This is a genomic window from Segatella copri, from assembly GCF_024330485.1.
Classification (GTDB): Bacteria; Bacteroidota; Bacteroidia; order Bacteroidales; family Bacteroidaceae; genus Prevotella; species Prevotella copri_L.
Genome location: NZ_JANDWX010000006.1, coordinates 54,438 through 77,690 on the forward strand (window position 1 = coordinate 54,438; position 23,253 = coordinate 77,690).

General features: G+C 37.6%; 28 protein-coding genes. 1 reads left to right on the forward strand and 27 read right to left on the reverse strand.

The genetic code is table 11. The annotated features are described in order from the left end of the window. Window positions 1-4 precede the first annotated feature (4 nt). The 19 genes from NNC77_RS05495 to NNC77_RS05585 form a co-directional block, all read right to left on the reverse strand. Window positions 5-343: a hypothetical protein gene (locus NNC77_RS05495; RefSeq protein WP_254970055.1), complete on the reverse strand. Its 339-nt coding sequence runs from the start codon at window positions 341-343 to the stop codon at window positions 5-7. A gap of 19 nt (window positions 344-362) precedes the next feature. Next, the gene (locus tag NNC77_RS05500) at window positions 363-608 is read right to left on the reverse strand and encodes a hypothetical protein (RefSeq protein WP_254970054.1); all 246 of its coding nucleotides are present in this window, start codon (window positions 606-608) and stop codon (window positions 363-365) included. Between the two features lies 1 nt (window position 609). Then, entirely contained in the window at window positions 610-1,518 is a 909-nt protein-coding gene (locus NNC77_RS05505; RefSeq protein ID WP_254970053.1) for a hypothetical protein, read from the reverse strand. A 2-nt stretch (window positions 1,519-1,520) separates the two neighbouring features. Next, the gene (locus tag NNC77_RS05510) at window positions 1,521-1,841 is read right to left on the reverse strand and encodes a hypothetical protein (protein WP_254970052.1); all 321 of its coding nucleotides are present in this window, start codon (window positions 1,839-1,841) and stop codon (window positions 1,521-1,523) included. After that, window positions 1,838-2,533 (reverse strand): hypothetical protein, encoded by a 696-nt coding sequence (locus NNC77_RS05515; protein ID WP_254970051.1) that lies wholly within the window; start codon window positions 2,531-2,533, stop codon window positions 1,838-1,840. The genes NNC77_RS05510 and NNC77_RS05515 overlap by 4 nt, the downstream gene beginning before the upstream one ends. A gap of 23 nt (window positions 2,534-2,556) precedes the next feature. Continuing rightward, on the reverse strand, window positions 2,557-3,333 hold the full coding sequence (locus tag NNC77_RS05520) for a hypothetical protein (RefSeq protein ID WP_254970050.1): 777 nt from the start codon (window positions 3,331-3,333) through the stop codon (window positions 2,557-2,559). Window positions 3,334-3,336: 3 nt separating this feature from the next. Beyond that, window positions 3,337-3,573: a hypothetical protein gene (locus tag NNC77_RS05525; protein WP_254970049.1), complete on the reverse strand. Its 237-nt coding sequence runs from the start codon at window positions 3,571-3,573 to the stop codon at window positions 3,337-3,339. A gap of 45 nt (window positions 3,574-3,618) precedes the next feature. Further along, window positions 3,619-4,110 carry a hypothetical protein gene (locus NNC77_RS05530; protein WP_254970048.1) on the reverse strand — a complete coding sequence of 164 codons (492 nt, stop codon included), beginning with the start codon at window positions 4,108-4,110 and terminating at the stop codon, window positions 3,619-3,621. Between the two features lie 27 nt (window positions 4,111-4,137). Next, window positions 4,138-5,184, reverse strand: coding sequence for a hypothetical protein (locus NNC77_RS05535; RefSeq protein ID WP_254970047.1), 1,047 nt, complete (start codon window positions 5,182-5,184; stop codon window positions 4,138-4,140). A gap of 180 nt (window positions 5,185-5,364) precedes the next feature. Beyond that, on the reverse strand, window positions 5,365-7,050 hold the full coding sequence (locus tag NNC77_RS05540) for a hypothetical protein (protein WP_254970046.1): 1,686 nt from the start codon (window positions 7,048-7,050) through the stop codon (window positions 5,365-5,367). A 26-nt stretch (window positions 7,051-7,076) separates the two neighbouring features. Then, the gene (locus tag NNC77_RS05545; RefSeq protein WP_254970045.1) at window positions 7,077-7,310 is read right to left on the reverse strand and encodes a hypothetical protein; all 234 of its coding nucleotides are present in this window, start codon (window positions 7,308-7,310) and stop codon (window positions 7,077-7,079) included. 179 nt (window positions 7,311-7,489) lie between these two features. Beyond that, window positions 7,490-8,026 (reverse strand): hypothetical protein, encoded by a 537-nt coding sequence (locus NNC77_RS05550; protein ID WP_254970044.1) that lies wholly within the window; start codon window positions 8,024-8,026, stop codon window positions 7,490-7,492. A gap of 238 nt (window positions 8,027-8,264) precedes the next feature. Continuing rightward, window positions 8,265-8,510: a hypothetical protein gene (locus NNC77_RS05555; protein ID WP_254970043.1), complete on the reverse strand. Its 246-nt coding sequence runs from the start codon at window positions 8,508-8,510 to the stop codon at window positions 8,265-8,267. An 11-nt stretch (window positions 8,511-8,521) separates the two neighbouring features. Then, window positions 8,522-8,821, reverse strand: a complete 300-nt coding sequence (locus tag NNC77_RS05560; protein ID WP_254970042.1) for a DUF4120 family protein — start codon at window positions 8,819-8,821, stop codon at window positions 8,522-8,524. A gap of 23 nt (window positions 8,822-8,844) precedes the next feature. Continuing rightward, the gene (locus tag NNC77_RS05565) at window positions 8,845-9,171 is read right to left on the reverse strand and encodes a hypothetical protein (RefSeq protein WP_254970041.1); all 327 of its coding nucleotides are present in this window, start codon (window positions 9,169-9,171) and stop codon (window positions 8,845-8,847) included. A gap of 165 nt (window positions 9,172-9,336) precedes the next feature. Further along, window positions 9,337-9,609: a hypothetical protein gene (locus NNC77_RS05570; RefSeq protein WP_254970040.1), complete on the reverse strand. Its 273-nt coding sequence runs from the start codon at window positions 9,607-9,609 to the stop codon at window positions 9,337-9,339. Window positions 9,610-9,831: 222 nt separating this feature from the next. After that, complete coding sequence (locus tag NNC77_RS05575) at window positions 9,832-10,374, reverse strand: hypothetical protein (RefSeq protein WP_254970039.1); 543 nt, start codon at window positions 10,372-10,374, stop codon at window positions 9,832-9,834. Between the two features lie 2 nt (window positions 10,375-10,376). Then, complete coding sequence (locus tag NNC77_RS05580) at window positions 10,377-10,796, reverse strand: hypothetical protein (RefSeq protein WP_254970037.1); 420 nt, start codon at window positions 10,794-10,796, stop codon at window positions 10,377-10,379. Between the two features lie 203 nt (window positions 10,797-10,999). Next, on the reverse strand, window positions 11,000-11,782 hold the full coding sequence (locus NNC77_RS05585) for a J domain-containing protein (protein WP_254970036.1): 783 nt from the start codon (window positions 11,780-11,782) through the stop codon (window positions 11,000-11,002). 2,266 nt (window positions 11,783-14,048) lie between these two features. On the opposite strand from NNC77_RS05585, the gene NNC77_RS05590 reads away from it, so the two are divergent. Continuing rightward, window positions 14,049-14,954: a hypothetical protein gene (locus NNC77_RS05590; RefSeq protein WP_254970034.1), complete on the forward strand. Its 906-nt coding sequence runs from the start codon at window positions 14,049-14,051 to the stop codon at window positions 14,952-14,954. Between the two features lie 39 nt (window positions 14,955-14,993). On the opposite strand, the gene NNC77_RS05595 is transcribed toward NNC77_RS05590, so the two are convergent. The 8 genes from NNC77_RS05595 to NNC77_RS05630 form a co-directional block, all read right to left on the reverse strand. Then, on the reverse strand, window positions 14,994-16,988 hold the full coding sequence (locus NNC77_RS05595; RefSeq protein WP_254970033.1) for a hypothetical protein: 1,995 nt from the start codon (window positions 16,986-16,988) through the stop codon (window positions 14,994-14,996). 178 nt (window positions 16,989-17,166) lie between these two features. Beyond that, window positions 17,167-17,412 carry a hypothetical protein gene (locus tag NNC77_RS05600; RefSeq protein WP_254970031.1) on the reverse strand — a complete coding sequence of 82 codons (246 nt, stop codon included), beginning with the start codon at window positions 17,410-17,412 and terminating at the stop codon, window positions 17,167-17,169. A gap of 159 nt (window positions 17,413-17,571) precedes the next feature. Beyond that, window positions 17,572-18,345, reverse strand: a complete 774-nt coding sequence (locus NNC77_RS05605; protein ID WP_254970030.1) for a DUF2400 family protein — start codon at window positions 18,343-18,345, stop codon at window positions 17,572-17,574. 2 nt (window positions 18,346-18,347) lie between these two features. After that, window positions 18,348-18,677, reverse strand: a complete 330-nt coding sequence (locus NNC77_RS05610; protein WP_254970029.1) for a hypothetical protein — start codon at window positions 18,675-18,677, stop codon at window positions 18,348-18,350. Beyond that, entirely contained in the window at window positions 18,671-19,273 is a 603-nt protein-coding gene (locus NNC77_RS05615) for a hypothetical protein (protein WP_254970028.1), read from the reverse strand. The genes NNC77_RS05610 and NNC77_RS05615 overlap by 7 nt, the downstream gene beginning before the upstream one ends. Before the next feature lie 85 nt (window positions 19,274-19,358). Next, window positions 19,359-19,946 carry a tyrosine-type recombinase/integrase gene (locus NNC77_RS05620; protein ID WP_254970026.1) on the reverse strand — a complete coding sequence of 196 codons (588 nt, stop codon included), beginning with the start codon at window positions 19,944-19,946 and terminating at the stop codon, window positions 19,359-19,361. 121 nt (window positions 19,947-20,067) lie between these two features. Further along, a complete protein-coding gene (locus NNC77_RS05625) occupies window positions 20,068-22,032 on the reverse strand; it encodes a BRCT domain-containing protein (protein WP_254970025.1) in 1,965 nt (654 codons plus the stop codon). 1 nt (window position 22,033) lies between these two features. Then, window positions 22,034-23,206 (reverse strand): antA/AntB antirepressor family protein, encoded by a 1,173-nt coding sequence (locus NNC77_RS05630; RefSeq protein ID WP_254970024.1) that lies wholly within the window; start codon window positions 23,204-23,206, stop codon window positions 22,034-22,036. Window positions 23,207-23,253: the final 47 nt, after the last annotated feature.

Below are 23,253 nucleotides of genomic sequence, written 5' to 3' on the forward strand. Positions count from 1 at the left end.
AACCTTACATTAAATCATCATGCAAACTATTTGGGCATCGTTCATCGAACCAATGCCAAACATCAAACCTGCTGGTTCCAGCCTTGAAACACATAAAGTCTTGCTCAATCTCGTCTTCATCATTGATAGGAACGTTTGAGAACATATCCCAAAGTTCTTGCAATGTTTTGAGACTTGTTGAATCACAGCAATGATAGCACCAGCAGTTATCTTTCTCCAACAAACTGCTATCGTGAAAATTGATGTCAATTTTTTCGTTAGGGTTAATATTAACACCAACTGTAACATCATCATTTCCACATTTTGAGCAATAAAGCTTGTCTAAACCTTCTAAATGATCCATATAGATATTTATTTAATTGTTAAAGGCCAGCCTCTTCTGGTGTGTCATAGCCACCTTCAAAACTATCGTTATCCAACGTGTTAATGCGAATTTTGTTAGCGTCACCTTGCATCCATTGTATGTTGTCAAGGTCGTATTGGCAATGCTCCTGGAGGTAACTCTCAACATCTCTGTGCCAAGTGTTATCTATAATTTCCTTATCAACATCAATAACGTCCACTTCACCGCTTCCGAACGCTAATACAACGATTCTATATTTGTCCATATTATTTCTTGTAAATTCTAAGTGTTACACAATCACATGCAAGGCCAAATTCAGGTTTTGTGTCGAAATATGGAGAACCAATAGAAGGCTCGTCCCATTTAATATCAAATCCATCTGGATATTTCTTGTTCAGATTATTAACGAATCCGTCAATATTCTTAATATCTTCATCATTAAGTTCCAGATTCAAATTCATCATATTGATAGCATGTGATTCTGGAACATCATAATAATCAAGAGAGCCATCTGGATTAAGAATCTTCTCACAAATTCTAGGAATTGCATATACAGGAATGTAACATTCATCCAACAACTTTCCTTCTGGATTCCATGTAAAGTCATCTGTATAAAAATCAAGCCAGTCTATGTAGTCCTCTTGATTACTGTTAAGCTGTTCGATTTTACAACACTGCATGAATTCATCATTATGCAAGTCATCTGAATCAATATCATCTTCAGTCTTGACAATAGCTGTATTACCAAAAGGTCCTGTGATTTTCCAGAACTTGATACTCTCAAATTCTTCTGCTTCGAAGTCTTCAAGTTCCACATCTTCGTCTCCGTCACCAGCTCCCTCAATTTCTGCCATGCTAGATACATTTAAGGAGCCTTTTAAACCTTGCTCTTCATTTTCGCTACGGACAAGCACATCTACACTTCTTCCATCTGGATGTGTGACCTTGAATACCTTTGGGTACCCAGGCCAACCAACAATGGCATAAACATAATCACGATCATGCCAAAACATATCATTAATTTCCGTGTCAGTGTAAACGGTGTCTTCAGAACCATTTTGTTCCAAAAAATCTCCAAAAGCATTAATCTGCTCTTCAGTCAAGTCTTCAACTGTATCTTTTGCACCGCCCCAGAATGGGAAGTTGCTAAGACTATCTTCTACAATCCATTTCATAATTATTTACCTCCTATGAATTTTAATATTGCGTTAATAACATTACCCATAGCTTCTACAGAAAGACTGGAGAATTTGATGTCTGCTTCGAAGTCTTTTGTTCCACCATGTATCATAAAGTCTCCGTTGCAATCAATCCAAACTGTCTCAATATCAATGTCTATTTCTCCAATATTTACGTTGTCTGCTATATAACCAGCCAATTCTACACCTGCGTCTAGAATTTCTTGTAGAAGCAGGTTATAGTTTTCTTCCTTGCGGGATGGCTCAGAAGATATTTTCTTGGCCTTGTCTTTTAATATGTCTAAAACATTGTCTGTCATTTAAAAGTTCCGTTAATAATGTATACCTCATAACCTTCATATCCCCAAACACGCAGGTTTCCAGGAAAACCATCTATAGGTGACAATCCGAAATTTCCAGATAAATCATCTATGAACCAAGAGTCATTAAGAGATTCAAGATCATCTTGTAATTCAGAGCATTTTGCTTGTTTTACAAAATTAAGCATATCATCCTTGTTATCATATACAAAGAAGGTGTTGCGGACATTTTTAGACAAACCATCCCTGCTCCATATAAGAACTCCATAGAGTTCATCTTCCTTGTATTCTCGTGACATGATAGCCCAATATTCAGTTGAGACCACACCGTTGTCAACGTAAACAGACTCAAGAAATGTACCTTTCTGTACATCAATATCAGACCCAATCTCTTCAGTAGGATAGTCAACTTTTCTAACTCTACCAATTGGTATGAATGGGCTGGCTCCAGAAATAGCGGCCTTTTCTGCATGTTCAACATTTGTAAATGCCCCAAGGTATAACATCGACATTCCACCATCACCAGTTCTATCATGTGCTATGACAAAATAATTACGATACTTGCAAATTGTTTTGCAATACGCATCATACTTCTTTTTGTCATCATCATTCAGCATACCTTCAAGAAATCTTACTTTCTTTTCTAGTAACTCCTTGTCTAACAATACGTTATCAATTAAGTTTTCTGCCATAGTTTTGCTCGTTGTTTAATTGTTTAATAGAAAACATTCTCCCATTCTGTGTAATATACATCAGAACAGTCTTCGTTTGCATGAGATAAATCTTCATTCATTTGTTCCTCATCTCCATCATAGCTTGCCAAACAGCATACATCATCGCAAGCAAATTCACCTCCGAGATAATATCCTTCGTCCATAGGTAAGCCGCAAATATTACAAGTACGAATGTCATCTTCATCGTAAGTCCCATTTGTTATTTTGTCTTCAAGCTTGTCAACTATGTCTCTCCATGTAACAAGAAAAGAATCAAGAACTTTCTTGTTGATTTCCTCGCCATGTGGAACACGAGGGTCATGTTTGAGATTGCCAACTTCGTCAACCGCTATCTTCAATGCTTCGTAGATATTCTTACCTTGATTTTTCCAGAATTTAAAATTCTGTTTAAGACTCCATTTGTATATGTTCCACCATTTATCACGGTCACGCTTTTCGATAATATCTGGAATCTTCTCCACCAAGCGTCTTACACAGCTATAAACCACAGTCTTTGGCATATTTGACATGAAAAAATCCTTTTCCACATATCCACAGTTGAAATAAGCATTGAATGTAATGTTTCCATCTTCTTCTCTACCCATGCCATTGAACACGACTTCATAAAACTCGCCATCAACATTAAAACCATTAAAATCAATATGCTCACCTGGATTCAAAATCTCGTTAACAATTTCTTTGATTTCATTGTTGAATTGTGCGCTGTAAAGATGATTTTTACAATCTTTCAGCTTCTTCTTTATTGATTCTATCGTCATATCCTAATCCTCCTCTACTATATCTTGCAGTTCCTTCTTTTTAATATCCATAGAAATCAGACTCTCTATGTCTAGTACATTCATCATACGGCTACCATCTGGATAGATGTATATACAAAAACTATCCATAATGAATTTATCACTACTGAACAAAGTGTAGCTACTTGCTGCTGAAAAACGGAAGATGATTCTGCTCCAATCATTTTTCAGCAGCAATTTTCTTATTATTTCGTTATTCATATTCTTTATGTTTTATGATGGATATTGCTCTCCATCTAATTAAACTTACTCTGCCATCAGACTTTCTGCAAGTTCCTGCTTGGTGGCGAAAACGAAACGTGACTTGGTGTAGTGTCCTTGGTCGTGTCCTAGCACAAGCTTGCATTCTTCTCCGTTCTTGCTCTTCAATAATGAGATATAAACAATGTCATCCTCAACTATCTTGTTGTCACGCAAAAGATAAACCTTCTGACCTACATAAAAGTTGGTTCGCATTGTGGTTGTAGCCTTCTCCTGCACACACCAGCCGTCTTCGATGTACATACAAGCGTAAACCTCATTGCCTTCTGAGAGGTCTTTGGTGATGCGGTTGAAGACTTCCTGCTCTGTTGGTTCTCGCTCTTCTCCGCTATCTTCATCTACTACCTCACATTCGTAACTTAGTCCGTCTTTGTTCAGCAAATAAAGTCCTGCGGCTTGCGCCTTAACTACGTCTTGAATGGTAGTAACCTCAACACCTACCAAATTATCATCCAATCTAACTGCAATACCTTTCATAATCTTATCTCCTATTCTTTAAATTTGTTACTTGTTCTTGCCATGTTTTGATACCTTTTTAATATATTCAACCATATTTTCCAACAACTCATCTGGAATGTCAGATAACTGTATTGAGATAAATGAATCTAACACAGAATGGCTGGATAACGCTCTTTCAATACAGTACTGTCCAAATATGTCCTTAACAATTCTGTAGCAAGACTGACCATAGACGAATATTTTATCATTGATGCTTGATATGTTGTCTTTTACAATAGCAAGATTCTTATTGTGTGCATCTTCTTTCTCACTCAGATACCCATCAATACTAGCTTTTGCATCATTGATCAACTGTTCTTCATCGTAATATCCACCACAACTATCGAAGACATATCCATCCTCATCTTCGATATTAAATGCCATTACTTCACCTCTTACATAGGTGTCGTAATCCTTCATCTCACCCTCCATGATCTTGTAAGACCATTCCTTCCAATCAAAATCACTACCTTCTGGAAGCAATCGGTTTGGCATTTCTTTTTCGGCAGTTGACTTTTCGATATATGCAAATCCAATAGATGAACAATCCCATCTTGCATCTGGGTGGTGGTCTTTTGAACCCAACCATAACGTGATTCCAGAATGCTCATACATTGATATTGGCAGCATCACTACTTCACCAGATGCTTCAATGAGTTCTAACTTTTCGTTCAAGTTCAACTCTTCAACCATATCTTCTGCGATTTCATTCTCTGTTCTTGACGAATCCGCATCAATGTAACGATCATGGCTTTCTTTACAGTATATTTCTGTAAATTTATAATAATGGTCACTGTCATCGTCTTCTTCACCTGGGATATATTCTGCATTTCTATTCTTGACAAAGAAATCTATGACAGCTTTATCTGTAACATAATCAGAGAACAGGTCTTCTACAACACCCTTTACGTTCTGTTTATCGCCAAGTGAGTAATGAGGATGCTTACACACAAACGTAGCTACATTGTCCCATTCACGTGGGCTGTCAGAGTCTCCGTCAAAACCTATATTGATAGTACAGCCACGATATTGCTGACTTTCATACTGTTCCATATTTATCTGTATTTTAATGATATTTCAAGAATAATACTATCTCTTACTTCCTTACTCTTATTTAGCTTTGTAAAGAATAAAGCTTTGCTCATATTCCCACTATGCAATTGAGAGTTAAGGTATGCTTTATAAGCGTTATGCAACGAGTTAATGAATTTTAGCTCGTTGCATTGTTCGATATTATGCCGCATCTCCAAGAATCTCTTTCATCATGCGCTTCATTTCTTGGTACGCAATCTTGTGGCATCCAGCAGTTAAAATGTCATCATTATAACTTGTAACCTGGTATGTACCAGTTTTCGTTGTCATTTGAATACTTTTGAACTTACTAGGGTTCTCATGCCAAATACTGATAATCTTCCAGTATTTCTTGCACTGCTCAATTGACAACTTGATGTTCTTACTTGTCTCGATGTAGTCGTGATTCTTACTCCATCTGAGCAGAACATTTCCTCCATAATAGTAATCATCAAGTCTGTCGTATTCGTAAATAGAACATAAGTGTTCACGCCACAAGTCACGCATTCCTTCAACACCACGAGACTTATATGCTTCAAGCTTTGCAGCTTTTTCTGCGGCAATTCTAGCCTCCTCTTGTATACGAATCTTCCTTCCTCTTTCTATGCGTCCAAGTTCTTTCTCTTGGAATGCTACAAACTCGTTATACAAGTGAGTCTGTTCTTCAGTCAAGTCTTCAACCTTGAGACTTTTAGCTAGAACCTTAATGTAAAGGCTCTTTCCTTTCTCCAATCGTCCAAGAATCGTAGCTTTCTTAATATAACGCTCCTTGAACTTTTTGGTATCTTTCGCAGCCTTGAATTCATTGTAACGGAATTCAAAAACAGGAACATTGCACCATCCAAGGATGCGCCATTCATCCATACAATGAATTGGCTTATAAACCACTTCACCGTCAACGATTACACTCCTTACGGTAATACGGAAATCATTGATACTCCATCCAGATGGCAATTCATAAGACTGAATATCTGAAATACCCAGATACTTAGTAGCATTTACGATGGATTGCTTCTTCTTCTCGCAAATTTTATTATCATTTGCATCATGCCACAACTTTGCGAATTTTCGCAAAAGGATCTTTCGTGGACCATCTGCCTTAATTTCTGCCATTGAATGATAAGGCAGATCACATCTGCTATACCAACGTTCATAACCAACGTGATAGTTAACCTTGGCAATATACTCACGTGTTCTTGCACTCTTTCTAATAGACTCTGTGCGAGTCATATAAGCATCCCAGGTACCATCTCCAAACATTGTGTTCACAAACTCTTCAGTTGCAGTTACACCAGCAATATGAAGCTTAACCATCTTACGCATTGCTGTCAACACATTCTTAGCAATCAATGCTGATGGATTACGCAACCATTTCTTGTAAGTCGTGTCTTTGTACATTTTACACAACTTGTCAGCATACTCCCAGTAATCTGTAAAATTAAGAGTTGTAAGCTTTTTGCTGCTAACAAACTCAGAGTATGCGTTGTACATATTCTGAAGATAGTACTCCAGCAATCTTCTACGGTCTGTGTAATCAAAAGACTCTGGAGATGAAGTCAATTGACCTCCATCATAATAACTGTATGAATAATTAGTGTATGGAAATACTGTAATCTCATCACTAACACCAGAATAAATGTCCTGGCGATGCTTGTTAGTTGTAGGTGTTGTGTCGCTATGTAAGTCCATAACAACCATAACCTTTCTCTTGTGATCAACCCACTGGGCAATAACAGTTGAATAGCTGTAATAATTCCACTTGTCACAATGAGTATTTTTCGACTTAAATCCGTTGTTGCGACCGAAATCCTGGTTCGTCCAACGATGTGCCATTGTATGTGAATCCATGACTTTAATGTTTTAAATGTTTCTACTTATTTATTGTTTGCGCTCTCCACTGCGTCTTTATATTCTAGCTCAACCGCTAGGTCGTGAATTAACTCAACCGCTTCTTTCAAAGCATCATACATGTTATCTCCTTCTGACACAAGTTCATCAAGAGTGCTACTCTCGCTCATATCCTCTGGAAAATCATTTGGTTTCCAAGTGATTCTTTCGTTCTTTTTCTCGAACTCTCTAGCCTTTTCTAAAAGTTTTTCTATTGTCATACTCAACCCTCCTTACTTCCCTTGATATATCCAGCTACAAAAGCCTTGTGGCAAATATCCAAAATTTCTTTTGTACATGCCTTACTACCAATTTTACAATCTCTGCACATTCTGCTATTTAAGCTAGCCTGTGCAGCACGCTGTTTTAATGATGTTCTCATATTGTTTGAATTTTATATTTATTGTATACAGTTCATGCTCCTTTTGAGAACAATACATCCAAGCCATTGGTCTATTTCTCGCAAGGTCCATTGAGTTGCTGCAACATACGTTTCATCTGTAACGTTGTTGGAAATGTAAATATCAACATATCTATTCGCTGGGTCCAGTATATCTGTACCATCAATATGATTATGATGAAGGATATACTGGAACTCATCTTCAGTCATTAACTTTCCGTGGTCTGCATCATTTCTGATACAGTACAAGTAATAAGACAACTGGATGGAAAGTTCAAGCTCTCCTAATCTCATACACTTGATATATTTGTTGTCTCCAATGTCAGAAATCTTACCAACAGACTTGTCGTGCAAATACTTCACAATCCAGTCTGTTTCAACTTCATCATCAACAAATTTCTTGTGACGATAAAACTCAATCTCGGCAAGCGTCTGAGAGTCCAGAGATATTGGCTCCGTGCAAACATTGTTGCATCCATACACACCCTCATCCTGGTACCAGGGCGTGCAAAACAGTCTTTTTATCGTTACGTCCATATCGTTTATTTTTATTGTTTTTGTTATCGAATAGAAAAAAGATGGTGTACAATGTTGTCCACTTTTGGCACGTTTAACTTGATTTAACTTTATAATAAAAGCGGAACCAAAGTGATAAACACCCCGATTCCGCTCGTCAAGTAGAAACGTACTAGACGTACATCATGGAAAACATTATATCTCAAATGTGTGGCATCCCAGGAATCGAACCCAGGATTACTACCTTAATGCCTAAAACTTACAGCAATTTTTTGTTTTGCTGTAAGTTCTGTAAATTGTCTCTCAAAATTTTCATCTTGGATCTCACACCTGCTGGAGAATCAAGCGGACACCATGTCTTCTTAATATCTTCATCAGATACAATATCTTTATTGAGGTACGCTTCAAGACCAGCTCTCAAAGCTTCAATAACGTACACACTGGTTGTAGGTCCAAGTGTGAACAGGGCATTTATCATGTCCTCATTGGTTTTTATACCTGCCATAACACTAACTCTTATGTATGGATTCTCCACTCTGGCTTTGTCATCTCGTCAGCGTCAATACATACGCTGAACGAGTGGTCATTTCCAGGCTCGTGATAGATGACTCCACCATTGAGCACACAACGACCATTAACGTCAAACTCCTGGAAGTAGAAGCTGTGCTTTGCAAAGTCGTTGTACAAATGCACGGTATGCTTACCATCCTTCTCATATCCCTTCAGACGCTCTATGCAATTGTTCAACGTCTGGTCTCCTATCGACTCTGCATATTTCTTAACCTCATCGAACTTTTCTTGGCAATGTATTTCCATATCTAAAATATTTTATAAATTAATTACTTTGTTAATTTCTCGATTTTATTCAAGTCAAGATGAGTTATACCTATCTTTGCAACTTCTCCGTTCTTCTTCAATGGATATGCACAAACATAGGCAACGGAATCTTCTCCGCACTCAAACAACCCAGCATCGCTTTCACGCTTCAGATGGACAGCATACTTCTTCCCATAATCGTCACCCTTACGCAACGATATTACAACTTCTCCGTCTGATACGTATTGGGAAACGTACTCATAAACGGCATGCTGATTCTCACGCTTCAATTCGTCAATTTTGTTCTTGTTGCTGACGAATAGCTTTACCAACTCTGCAATTGTTTTCATACTTCTTGGTTTATGATTAAAAAGATGGCTGCAACAATTTCAGCTGCAATTTCTCAATTCTCTTCTGACAGTCTGCAATAACACGCTTACAACCTAAATGCTTTGCGGTCTCCAACTGTAACATAATGCCCTTAAGAGCAACTTTGTACTGATGGTCTGACATAATTACTCCTTTCTTTTTGAACGTCCGTCATACATTTCAATAGCACGCTTAACGAGCAAGTCACGATTATCATCTGACAGCTCTGCAAAGAATGGCTCAATGGCACCGCCACGACATCCCTCACGATTACAGAAGCCATTCCACTTGTCCCAGAAGTGCTGCCAGTTACAATTTGAGTGCTCAAAAACCTTCTCGCACTCTTCCACGCTCCACATGTTCCACATGTAGAAGAAGAATGACGTAACATCATTCTTAAATTCTTTTGTTTTGTCCATGATTCTACTAATTTAAATGTTTCTAATTTGTGGGATGGCAGGACTTGCACCTGGCTGTCACGGCTTCGACCGTACTTTCCCAACCATCTATAAAATCAAATCAAATATGGGTCATTATTCATCTTCCAGCTCATCAAAGTGCTTACCTTGATAGAAGCCAATTGCGCCCCCTAAGAAGAAGGCAAAAAGAACTAAGTCTACCATAATATTCTCCTCCATTTTTTAAATGTTAACCACAATTGTGGCAAATCTAGTCTTACACTTACGCTCCGTCATCTCCATGCGAACACCACGGAAATTTACATATCTGCCAATATCTCCTTGACCATTCGCCTTACCAGCACGCTTAGGATTTGGATTCTCCTGGCATGACTTGAACATGCGCTCGGTTTTTCTACGTTCACGATATTCGGCAATTTCTTGCTTATGTTTACGCTCTCTGCATTCTTGTTTGTTCTTTCTAGCTTTGTTGCTGATTTCGTTCATCTCTCGCAAGTCACGCTTATCAAGTACGATGGCATTCCCTAACGAATCCACAAGAACAACTCTTTCAAAGTGATTAATCATTGTACGCTTTGTTCTTGGCGAATCGGGTAGGGCAAAGCCACCCTTGGCATAAATCATACCATTTCCATGCTTCTCATACACACTTGCAGCTTCATCCAAATTCAACTTGATGACGCTTGCAAACTTCATAAGCCATTCTGCATCAAGACCGCTACTTTGCTTCACGCTCTTCTGCAATAAATCTCCAAGTTTTACCATGATTATTTTCTATAGATTAAACCACTACTTAACAATGTCACAAGACTATTCACTTTACTGGTGCCAAGCCACGCCTCGGCACAATATGTTTCAGCATAGATTTCTGTTGCACGTCCATACTCTATCATGCTCCACGCCTTATCCAAAGAATCGTATGTCATATAGCCACCCAGCAAATTAGGCTCATTCGTTCTGTAGAGTGTTTGGAGTGCTGGCTCAACAGGTTCATTCACAATCTCTTCAGATTCGGCACTCTTTTCAGATTGTTGCGCTTTTTGCTCCTTGATGTCGCTCCACACTTCGAGCACAATCATCAATGGGAAGCAACAGAACGCTAGGACAGCGAACATAGATAACGCTCCCCACTCAATTCTATGACTCAACAAGCGGTCTGGCGCATTTACGATACCATCTATCACCATATACGCAACCAACCCAATTAACACAACAGATAACGCTGTGTAGAACACGATTAACAAATACTTTCCCATGTCTGTAAAAATTTAATGATTTGACTTAAAATTGTGGTGAAATGGGAATCGAACCCAAACTCCAGGAGCTACCATAAACACCATATAGAAAGTGCGGACATTCCTCAGAACATCCGCACCGAACAACTAACCAACTATGCAGCAAACTTCATGGCATCTTTGATGTACTGATACGCCTCATTGATAGCCTTGAACTTCTTCTCGTCACCACCCTTGTCAGGATGATTTACCTTAGCAGCTTCACGGAATGCAGCCTTAATCTCTTCTTCGGTTGCACCCTCAGCCACACCAAGAATGGTGTAATACTTCTTCAATTTAGCAGCAGCAGCCTTTTTCTCGGCTGCTTTGCGCTCCTTTTCTGCTTTCTCCCACTCACGCTCTGTAGAATCAGCAGCATGACCAAGAGCCTCATCCAGGTTCTTCACATAGTCCATCTGCTCAATGGTAGCAGTAGTCCAAGCGTTCAACGCTTCAACAACTCTATCATCTGACCAGTCCAACCCACTTTCTACAACAAGCTTGTACAACGGCATGCCCTTAGTGATACGGATAATATCACGGAGCTTACCACCATTCTCTTTAACAGAGAGTACAGAATCAGAGATTACATCTCCATTCTTGTCTGTAACCATAATCACGTTACAAGACAATGCAGGTGTAATCTTGTTTGCTACACGCTTCTTACTTTCCTGTGCAGCCTCAGTTGTGTTCAACTTATTAGCCTCACGCATTGAAACCAACACAGCCTTAGCTAAGGCACGGATAACAGAGTACTTGTCAGTATTACGTACCTTAGCGGTAATGTTATAAATCACGCCCTTATCATTTGCAAGGACAAGACTACGAGCCATCAACTTAGCAGCTACGACTACATTACCATTCACAATCTCAAACGAAGTTTTAACGAAATTTTCCATAATTCTACTTTTAAAAATTAATAATGTTTATAAATTCGTAGTGGGTAACGTGTTCGCCACGCTCAATCACTTGGCACATTCTGCAAATACAGAATGCCCACGCTCCAGGGTGTGCTCCATGCACTTTGAATCGCACATGACCACACACCACCCACTGAAATCTACAAACTTGTTGTAAAATTATCATTCAGTGCTTTGTATATAGTGCTTAACAATACTTACTACATACCTACTAAAACCTAGTAGATAATAGCTACTTATAGCTTATTTAGTAAGATAAGCTACTTTTGCTTTTTGTGTTTTTGTTACTTTCTTTGTTTTACGTTATTATCAAAAGCATTTTAGAAAAATCTAACTACTTTTTCACTATCTAGTTTGTAATAAACTAACTAATAACTAATTAGCCTAAATTGGTAAACCACGGATAGTTATTTTTTCTTTGCACCACATCAAAATAATTTTTCACTAAATTACATCTAAACACTTTGCAAACAAAGGATTTATATCTTTGTTACTAACTACTTTTATACTCGCTTTTTACTCGCTTTTTGTACTCGCTTACTACCAAACAAAGGTAGTTTTTATTGCTTTCCATACTAACTTTTAATTGTTTATATCTAGTTAGTTAGTGTATTTTACCACTCATTTTCAGTTATTTACACGAAATATCCGACAAAGTTACTTTGTTACTTTGCGACAACTAGAAAACCAAACTTTCTAATTATCTTTTAGGTGCATACCTATAAACGGAATAACCCATACAAAGAAAAACACTATTTTCAATAAATCAAAGAACACACACATTTAACCTTAATTCCGCTTTTTACAATTTACGGCGGTATATGTGGCAAAGTTAGGTATCTTTGCAACCTTACTAATATATTTGCAAACAGAATATAATTGTGTCAAAAGAAAGTTTTAATTTCTTTATTGCAACCTTATTTCTGAATTGCGTTGCAAAGGTAGTGAATTTATTGGTAACTACCAAATAATTTAGTAACTTTTTTATGAGAAAAATGAAAAAAAAGTCTATAAATCATTGAAAATCAGATAGTTATAAAATGCAATTTTTTAGCTACAAAATTACATTATTATATACGTGCGTGTGTTATTATATATACATGCGTGTACATTATATCGGGAAAAAGAAAGTAACTAACAAAGGATAAACAGAAAGATAAAAACCAACTGCAAAGTAATTTGTAAACAATACAAAGAAAGATAAAATCCAAATAAGCTACATACAAAAATAAATCCAAATAACAAAGGATTTAACAAAGATTAATTGGTGAAAAAGAGTTAAAAATATAGGTATCTCATAAGTGCTTGATTCTCAGTGATTTGCTTTAAAATTAGAAAAACGTATAATTGTACCAAAATAGGGGTAAAACGCCTTAAAACGCAAATAAACCACCTTAAATCAAGTTTACATATTTTAACTAAATCGGTGATTAATCTTTGTTAACTAAACAGATAATAAAAGAGTGAACAAATGCAAATAAGAGTGTACAAATAACACTCAAAAGGTATCGGGACAAAGTAAGCATAAAGAAAGGAGAAAAGTAAAACAATTTAACACTTTCGATTTGAAACGAAAAACAGATAAAAAGTAACAAATTAAAAGTTAGTTTCACTTTTATAATAAGTGAAACAATAAAAAGTACTGAAAATCAGCTAGTTAGCCAACAAAAAGACGAAAAAAAGAAAGGTGAGTGGTGCAGGTCATGTGCGAATACCACGTATATAATCCGACCCATTTTTTCAGTCTCGTTTTCTGGAATTGTTCTTCACCTCCAGATTTCTCATCCTTCCAATATCGTGTTGAATCGTGTCGAAATGGTTGTAATTGGTGCAAATCGTGTTAAATTGTGTTTAGTAATCGTAACAACAAAAGAACCTGGAAGATTCCCAGTATTTTGCAATTCCTCACATCTATACCCACACTTATATCGCAAAATGCCCAGAAATAGCGTTTATTTGCGTTCTAAGACGTTTTCTTGTCTTATCCTTGTAACTTATCATCTGATGTGATTTTAAGCCGTTATATCGAATTTTTGGGCGTTTTTAAGGTTTTCTTATAATAAAATCCCGATTTTTTGGTCGACCCCAGTATTTCAGTCTCGTTTTCTGGCAATTTAAGTTAATTTATGGGAGGTATTGACAAAACCTTAAAAAAAAATCGTATATTTGCACCCAGAATCGTCCCAGGGGTCATTTATTTGCGTTTTGGGCGATTATTTTGCAGCTGATTATAAATTTATCTCAAATGAAAAGAAAGAAGCAAATAGAGTACTTTCTGAAGAATCGCAGATACCGTACTCGCATTGATTTTGATTTGGTCAGCAGTTATTGCCGTACCAAGTTTGGTTTGAAACTACATGAGCCATCTTATTTTGAGAATGACTCTGGTATGACTTCGGCTATTTTCCAAAAATGGCTGGAAGATGGCTTTGGTGGTGGAGATGTAGTTAAGCATGGAGATATTCTCTATCTCGTTCAGTCATCTTCTCCTGGCGATACCAAAATGTGTTTTAAGATTGAGAATGGGATTCCTTCACGTTGTTCAGACGTTCTACCAGATGATTCTCTTGTCCACGCAAATGAAGAAGATGCAAAACGAATCTTTAATGCTCTTGATAATATGGGCCTGGAATTTGAGAACCCTTATTTTTGCATAACGGACCAATATAAGCCTACAAGTGGTGATCTGGTTTCATTCGTTAACAAGAAGACTGGAAATGAAGGTGTAGGTGTTGTTAGAATGAGATACACGGACGGAAAGATAACCATGTTCTGTTATGTCCTCAAAGGTATGGACCCTAAATACAGCATGGAAGAATACCTGGGCTATGTGAATGATTTCCGATTTACCCCATTTAGTCCAGCAGACTATTCTCGAAAATATCTGGAAACAGCCCTCAACAAAGTCGGTAAAACATGGAACCATTCGCTTAAGAGAATCGAACCGTTGAACATGGAAAGAGAAAAGGGCGAGAATTACTGGTTCATATCAGACAAGAGAACCGTTATGCAAGCTGAGGAGAAGAAGACCGTAGTAAGCCATAAAAGATACCTGTCTGGGAATTATTTCAGAACCAAAGAAGAGGCGATGGAAGTTTTGGCAGAACAGAATGAGGTGGTAAGAAGAATTTTGGCCAGACCAGAAAAATAGATCTGGCCCAACCAAAAACTTCAAGAAAGGCTGGATGAGTTATCCTTCTCGTTCAGCCATCTTTTTGCAATAAAGTTCTTCAACCTTTCCGTACTCGTTCCTGTCATGGTTAAACTGGATGATTTCTTCTATGACGAGAAGGTTAAATTTCAGATAAAACAACCCAACTCGTTTTTTCTTCTGCAATCTGGAGAATAGAATCTTCAAATCATCAACTGGAAGGTTGCTGTATTTCGAAACAGATTCCAAGAATGACGGAAATTGCATAGGTGTCATTTCCTCTGCTCTTGGAGTCTTGTTTCTTGCACGCTCCTCAACGTAATTCGTCATGTAGCGTATAGCTTTCTCGGCACGTGTGAAATTCTGTTCTGGAACTTCTGCCATACACTCTGAGTAAACCAACTTCTTGACACGCTCGCTAGCATGGTCAAAAACGTTTCTAGACTTTAACTGAGGTTTGATGACAATCGGTTTGTTGATGTCTCGAATCTCATCTGGGTCGATTATGTAATATGGCTCCCCATCCTGTTCTGTCAGCTCGAATCCAAAAATGTTCTTGGTATCCTGTTCTGTAACCTTGAACTGGGAATTGATTTCGTACTGTTCTTCCAAGACACGGTAAAGCATGGTCTTGAAGATTTGAACTGGAACCAATATTTTTTCAGAACCTGGAGAATCCTCAACCGAATCCCTGTACAGACCTTGAATATCGTTCCAAGTATTTCTGAGAACTATATCGTAATCCGAATCATAAAGTTCTGGATCGTTCAAGATATTGTTTAATTCATAACCTGGAAGATATTCGAACTCCTCACAAGAACGATCTTCGGCCCAAGAACGTAAAACAGAAAAAACACGTGAAGGTTGCTCGCTAGAGCGGCCTTCCAAAAACGAATCCAAACCCGAATCCAAAAACGAATCGTTATCCAAAACGTTTTCGTCTTTTCCCCCTTTATTAGGGCGAGCTGCGCTCGCCATGAGTTTTTTTTCTTTTTTTTCTTCTTGTTCTCCCTTTTCTTTATTTATTTCTTTTATAAGATAGGGGTATGGGGGAAGATTCTTTTCTTTCTTTGTTTCTTTTCCGTCTTGTTCTTCTTGTTTTTCTTTCTTTTGTTGGAACACGGCAATACACCCAGCATCAGAGCGAAGCTTTATGCGCACGTTGTCCAAACCGATGTCGAACAGGGCATCTTGGAGTGCTTCAGACACGTGAATCTCGATAGTTGTGTCATTTTTTGACCATTCTACCGTTGGCGTGCAGCTCTCGTGTGCATAGTTTTCTGGAACCGAACCAAAAATTGCGTTGGTTTTTCCAGCTGACTGCTCAAATTTTGTGCAGTTGATAGGTTGACTGCTAAATTTTTGAGCAGTGGAGTTGTTTGACTGCTCAAATTTTGAACACTGCAATACCTCATTGCTCAAAATTTGAGCAAACTCATCAGATACATCTATATCTTGACTGCTCAAAATTTGAACACTGGATTCTGGCAATTGCTCAAAATTTGAACACTGACTGCTAAATTTTTGAGCAGTGGAGTTGTTGAGTGCTAAAATTTTGAGCAGTCGTTCTTGTTGACTGCTAAATTTTTGAGCAGTGACAGTATTGTTCTGAATTATAGTAAGCACCACATTCTTTTCTATTTTTGAGATTGGAACAATGCTGTTTTCAGAATTAACATAGCACGCATTCCAGAGCTTGTTCTTACCTGTTTGCGTTAGCTTAGATATAACCTCGCAATCGAAATTCACCTCACTCCAGTTAATTTTGTATTTTCTGTCACGTTTGTTAAGTTGTTCTACCTTTATAATATTAAGCGCACTCAATTCGTCTATCTTTGTTGTAACTGAGTTTCTACTTTTTGCTAATCCGTCAGCGATGGAAGAATTTGAGATAATCATCCAGTCGTTGTTCGGATTTTCGTACCATACCTCAAAAATTTTTGAGAGTACGGTGATTGCGGTATCTGAGAGAAAACCCACATACGCATTTGGAATTGGAGAAATACCTCCAGGTATATTTAATGTCGTAATCATATTGTTTGAATTTTAGCGTAAAAACTAATAATCTTTCCGTTAACCATTTGTCTCTTCAATGTAAATCCAAAACATTTGGCGAGTCTGCCAAGCATTTGATTGTTGATCTCATAAGGCATGTGTGCCTCCAGATATTCCTTCATCTCTTGCTTGGTGACTCTGTTTACTGTTGTTATATCTACCATTTAGGATTATTCTTAAGTTGATCAATTGCTATAGATGTAGCTTCTTGTGCGAGACTGACCTGTTCGGAAATAGGCATTCCTTTTTCTGTTTGTATGATGGCTGGAAGTACCATCTTGAACAGTTCGAATCCTCTTTCGTCCCAATGGTGCTGGACCATCGTACACTTATCCCATTCTCCAGTCTTGATGACATTGCATGAGTTACGAGATGGGCATTTATTACAATCTGTGATTACCATATATCATGTTGTAATTGTCACACACATTATATCCAGTCGTTCCTTCCATATAACGACATTTGTTCTTAAAGGGGCATTTGTTACATGCCTCTTTTTGTATCATCACTTTCAGTAGTCCTACAATACATGCCAGTAGGAACGTAAACGCTATAATAACTATTACTTTATCCATAATGAATTCATTGATCTTAAAACTACGTCACATTTTAGTGGGTCTTCTTGATCCACCATTTTCATTTTATATGTAAGCTCTTCAACCGCCTTCCACGAACATTGAGAATTATCTATGAAGTTGCTTGTTGCTATCATTGTAGCTATCTTGCAATCCAATATGGCCTTCAGCATTGATGGCTGTATTGTGCTTGTCTGCCATACTCCGAGGTCAATGTCGTTGCTTCGGACCATCCAGCGCAATAGATTGTTTATTCTACTGCATGCAGAATTTCTTTCTGGACTACCCATTCTGGCAGGTTCGTAAATCTTTGTCAAGTCGTACAAAAGAACCTTGAAGGCTTTTCCATCTCCATACATACTACTTGTGAGTGTGTTGTCAATTGTCTCTTTCATGCTCTTTCTTGTAGAGTATATTTGTCTGAGATTATGTAGGACTGATTTTATGCTTTCAGCCTTTAACATTCTTGAAAACACTTTGTTGTCTGGGATGTCGTAGAAGTCACCGTACTTAACGTATTCTGCAATATCCCAGTTTGCCATATCCATAAATCCTGTTGCAGTCTCAATTGTCTTTTTTGGATCGTGATCCCAGCAAAACATGGCTGTTATCATTGCACAGATTTCTATATCTGCTGTTGTGGCACCAGGCTTGTTGGCCATTTTGTGAACGACACTTACAGGTGTACTGTTCTTTAGTTTTTCTACATCTAAAGTTTTGTATCGTTCATTTATTATTTTTGTAAATTGTTCTTGTTGCATAATTATCCTTTCTTTTGAGGTTTTGTCAAATTCTCTCTGCAATACTTTAGAGTTTCTTGTATTCCTATAGCTGCTTCTTTGTAAGAAGCAGCCTGTTCGTATTTTTCTTCTTTTGCAAGTTCGTTCATTTTATCAACGAATTCGTTGCGAAGTCCCCAAAGTTCAAATTCATGTGCATTTGTTTGGAAGAGAATAAACTTTGATAAGTATTCAATCTCTTCTTGCATGAGTGTTGATTGCTCTTTGTAAAACTTATTTAGTGCATGAATCTTGTATATGACTATTGCAAATATGAGAATTATAAATACAGAAATAATACAATATATTACCATTGTACGGTGTCTTTTAATTCTGTTTTGTTAATAAAAGATGGACATTCATCACTTCCGATAATGTATGATTGTGGTACCGTATTGAATGGTCCGTCTTTTTCGCAGTCCATATTGTACCTTACACAATGGTATCGGTTCCAGCATCCTCTTGCATAACATTTGTGATTATTGTTTGTAAGCTTCTGGAATGTCATTAAAGATAGGAAATTTGCTGTATCTGGAAGCTGTTCCCTAAACTGTTCTGGAATTTCACCCTTGCACCACACGTTGTTTGATTTGATAAGTTCACCATTGAACATTCTTATGTACATTTCCTTTCCGTTATTTCCTTTTATACGGTTCATCGGTCGTTTAACATAAGGGTGCGCTATGTAATACGTGTGGCCAATAATTATTTGTCCTGGCGGTGCCTGGGAATTAACGATGTTCATCCAGAATGCGCAGTTGAAACATACATGTTGTTTTATCATCGTTTCAACAACATGATTGTTTTTGTCGCAGAAATCATCTGGATTTTCTTGATTCCCACACAGTTTGCAGTTGTAAGGAAGGGGGTATTTGTTAAGGCCCAGTGCCCCCTTATTTTCTTTACACATAATCAATTGTATTAAAAATAGAAAATAGATGGGAGCACTTATATTAGATACGAGTGCTAATCAGTTGTATATTGTTTGAATAAACCTACAGGTTTATAGAATTGAAGACAGAATTTACTTCATCTTGACGCAAGCCGATGTATACCTTTGTTACGTCAATTGTTGAATGGTTCAATATGCTATTGACAAGAATCAAAGCTTCAGACTTGTCCTTGCTTGTGTCATATACATATCTTCCGAATGTTTTTCTGAAAGTATGGGTGGAGAAGTGATCAATGTTTAAATCATACTTTTCTTTCCATCTTTTAGCCATTTGGTTGATGTATTGTATTGTAAATGGTTTTCTTGTTTTCTTATTGTAGAAGATCAACTCGTTCGGGTTTGGTCTTTTCATCAACAAGTAAGCTTCATCAATTCTTTCTTGTGTCTGTAAGTTGAACGGAATCTTTCTGGTTTTACCAGTCTTCTTTTCCGTTACTGTAAGCGAGCAACGGTTCCAGATGTCATGCCATGTTAATGACAATACATCTGAGCACCTTAACGCTGTACAGAAAGATAAACGAGCGTAAAGTTCCCAGATGTATTTCTTATCCTTATGAAGTTCTTTTAATAACTTCTTGAACTCAGACATTGGTAAATAATCGCTCTTTGTCAATTGATTCTTTTTTGCCATAATCGTATCTTTTAATAATTACGATGCAAAGATACAAAATATTTTTTAATTCGACACGATTCGACACGATTAATATCAATTCGACACGATATTTTAACACAAATTAATGTAAACGTGTGAGTTACGAGCTGTATTTTACCAATTCTTTAAATTCATCAATATCTAATATTGCCACACCCAAAGACTCTGCTTTTATTATTTTGGATGACGTAGCGGTTTTGTCTTTTACAACAAGATGTGTTGTCTTCTTTGATACAGAACTGCATGTTTCCCCACCTTCGTGCTTGATGAATGCTTCCAGTTCTGCATCACGGAATCCAGATACGCATACTTTCATGCTAGCACAAGTTCCGTCTTTGTTAACTTCATCTTCTTTTGGTGTCAAGAATGTGAGACCAGAAGCCTTGACGAAATGATAGAATGGTATTACTCCATCGTAGAAGGACTGGAAGGTCTTGGACGCATTTGTATATACTTTATCACCTTTCTGAGGTGGAGTATATTCCATTCTGAAGAATTTGTCGTAGTCACCGCTTTCTGACAACTTGTCAAGAATCTTTTGTGCCTTCACTTTTCCAATTCCTGTAAAGCAATCACTTGCTTGCATGAGTGTTGGAAGTTCTATTCCTTCAAGGAGCTTCTTGTTGTTCTCCAAAACAATACTTGCAATGCCATCACCAAATCCATCAATTCCTAACAGTTCTTTTGCTGTCACGGTTAAGAAATCATGTACGGTAGTTTTGCCTATGTTCTGGATTTTTGCAATTGTTTCTTCACCCATATTTTCGGCACCACATTGTGTGTAGAAGAATACAATTTTTGCAAGCTGCATTCCCTGGCACAATGGACTTGTACAACACAGCTCTATTCCATTGCTGTTCCATGAAGTTGGAAATCCGCAGTGAGGACATTCTGCAAGTTCATCCCATAATCTTTCTTGCTCTTCTGTTGTTGCTGGCTGAAGAGTTTCGATGATTTTGGGTATTACTCCTCCAGATCTGGTTACAAGAATTTTTGCTCCTTTGGCAATTTCGTGATCGTTAATCCATCCAGCATTGTACCCAGTAGGATTTTCCATGTTGCAATCACCTGTGTTTACCATTTCGATGTTCACAACAGGCTTTAACGCACCAGATTTACTTGCCTTCCATGTGATTCCTTTTACGGTAGTTTCAAATGATTCTGTAAAGTCTGGGTGCTTGTATGCTATTGCGTACAAAGGATTGCCAGTTGTCTGATGTCTTCCGATGGAATTCCATATAGAAAGTTTGTTGATATATACAACAATTCCATCAATAGGGTACATAACAGACCATTCCTTAAAGAGAGACAGAAGCATTTCTTCTGTAACGTCTTTAGTTTTTACTTTCTTGTGCAAATGTGGCTGTTGATAATCCATACAGATTGCTGTAATAGCCTCTCCAAAAGTCTCAAACGAGTTGAGTGTGCTGTTATCCATTCCGTATCGGAAGAATGATGCGTGAGCGATTTCCTTACAAGGCTCATCTCTGTTTAGGAAGCCAGCAGCTGTATTGCGAGGAGATTTATAAATGTCTCCAGTGTATTCTGAACGTTTACCTTCAAAGTTCTGTCTCCAGTTTTCACGAGTAATGACAAATTCACCATAAGTGAATAAATATCTGGTATCAGAAACAATGTTGGCAGCAATACAGTGTGCAGTACAGTCTTGACCTTCGTTTTCTGCGCCACCACGAGACCATGCTTCACCAGTTTGTTCATTGTGGAGAAGAGATAGGCCATCAAATTTTGGCATAAGTATCAGTTCTGTGTCGGCATGTAATCCAAGAGAAGAAAACCACTTTTTCAGTTCATTGATGTCTTTGACCTTATTCAATGATTTCATAGGAAGAGGAAGCTTTCTCTTTCTTGAAGTTGACACTGGAGATGGTTCTACATGTTTGAACCACTCATTCTCTGGGTCGAGTTCTTTCAGTTTCTCGATCTCAGCATCGTACACTGCATCCGTAACTATAGGGGTGCCAGCACGATAAGCAGTATTCTGCTTCTTGATCATTTCAAGAAGACAATCTACTGTAATATTTTGTATATTATATTCTGTTCCCATATTAATTCAAAAGTTGTTGTCTGGTGGAAATATTTCTGTTTCTGTCAGCACGTTTAGCTGATTTGCCCCAGGAATCCATAATGTCGTTGTAAGAGTTCTCGAATAGCTTACAAGCAATGTCGTAAAGCTGTGGCATCATATCAAGCTCCTTTTCAATGTAGTCCATCGCATTGCCTTTGTATGTGACATTATTCATGCGAGTAAATACATTAATGTGATATTTGGCATTGAACTCTGTGTAAAGACGGTGAAAAGAATCCTTTATTTTTGCTACACCATTCTTTCTGATAATTTCGTTGATGCGTTGACGCATATCTGCAAGGCTAATATCCTTAACCAATGTTTCTATAACTTTGGTCTTGTGGGTGTTGTCTTGCTGAAGTGCTACATTTTCCTGTTGCGCTAACTGGAGTTGCTTGTGTTCCTCTATCCATTTCTCTGCACGCTTTACAGGATCTTCGATTTGGTAAGAAGGAACATTACCCTCACACAAACGCTTTTCGCATTCGATGAAGTATCTACGAGCTTGTTTACCACGCTCGTTGTTCTCAACCATTGAAAGCTCTTTTGCCATATCAATTGACAAGGCATATTCTGTTGAAGGTCTTCCTCCATTAGGGTTTTCGCCAAATTTGGCGAAAACCTCAAAGTCTTGATTTTCAACGAATCCGTACTTCTTGATTCTGTCTTTAATCCAGTTAGAGAAGTCCTTTCCAACGCCAAGAAAATTGTGTAACTCACGTGCGCTAACAGCACGTTTGCCATTCTCTTCTGAGATATGAATTAGCTCAGATGTGCCAGTTGCTACAACTTGTGTTGTATTTTTATGGTTCATATTGTTTGATTGTATCTTTTTGCAAGTTTCGACAATCCAGTCGATTGCTTTCTGATTTTCTTTAGATATAATGCCATGATTTCCAAGTCTGCATAATGTTGGTAAATCAAAGCTTTCAATTGCTTGAAGTGTGCCACCATCTTTGAAGAATACAATTCTTACGTATGAATTACATCTAACGTTTAATTCTTCATACGGAATATAGCTACATCTGAACAGTTTTTTAACATCATATACATTGATATACACTGTTCTTTCGATAAGTCGAAATCTGATGAATCTTGCGTTGTATTCTAATTTGATAACTTCTGGATGGTCGGCTCTAACAGGTTTTGCCATAATAGTGTTATAAATATGTGTGCGCCTAATAAGACGCACACGACTCA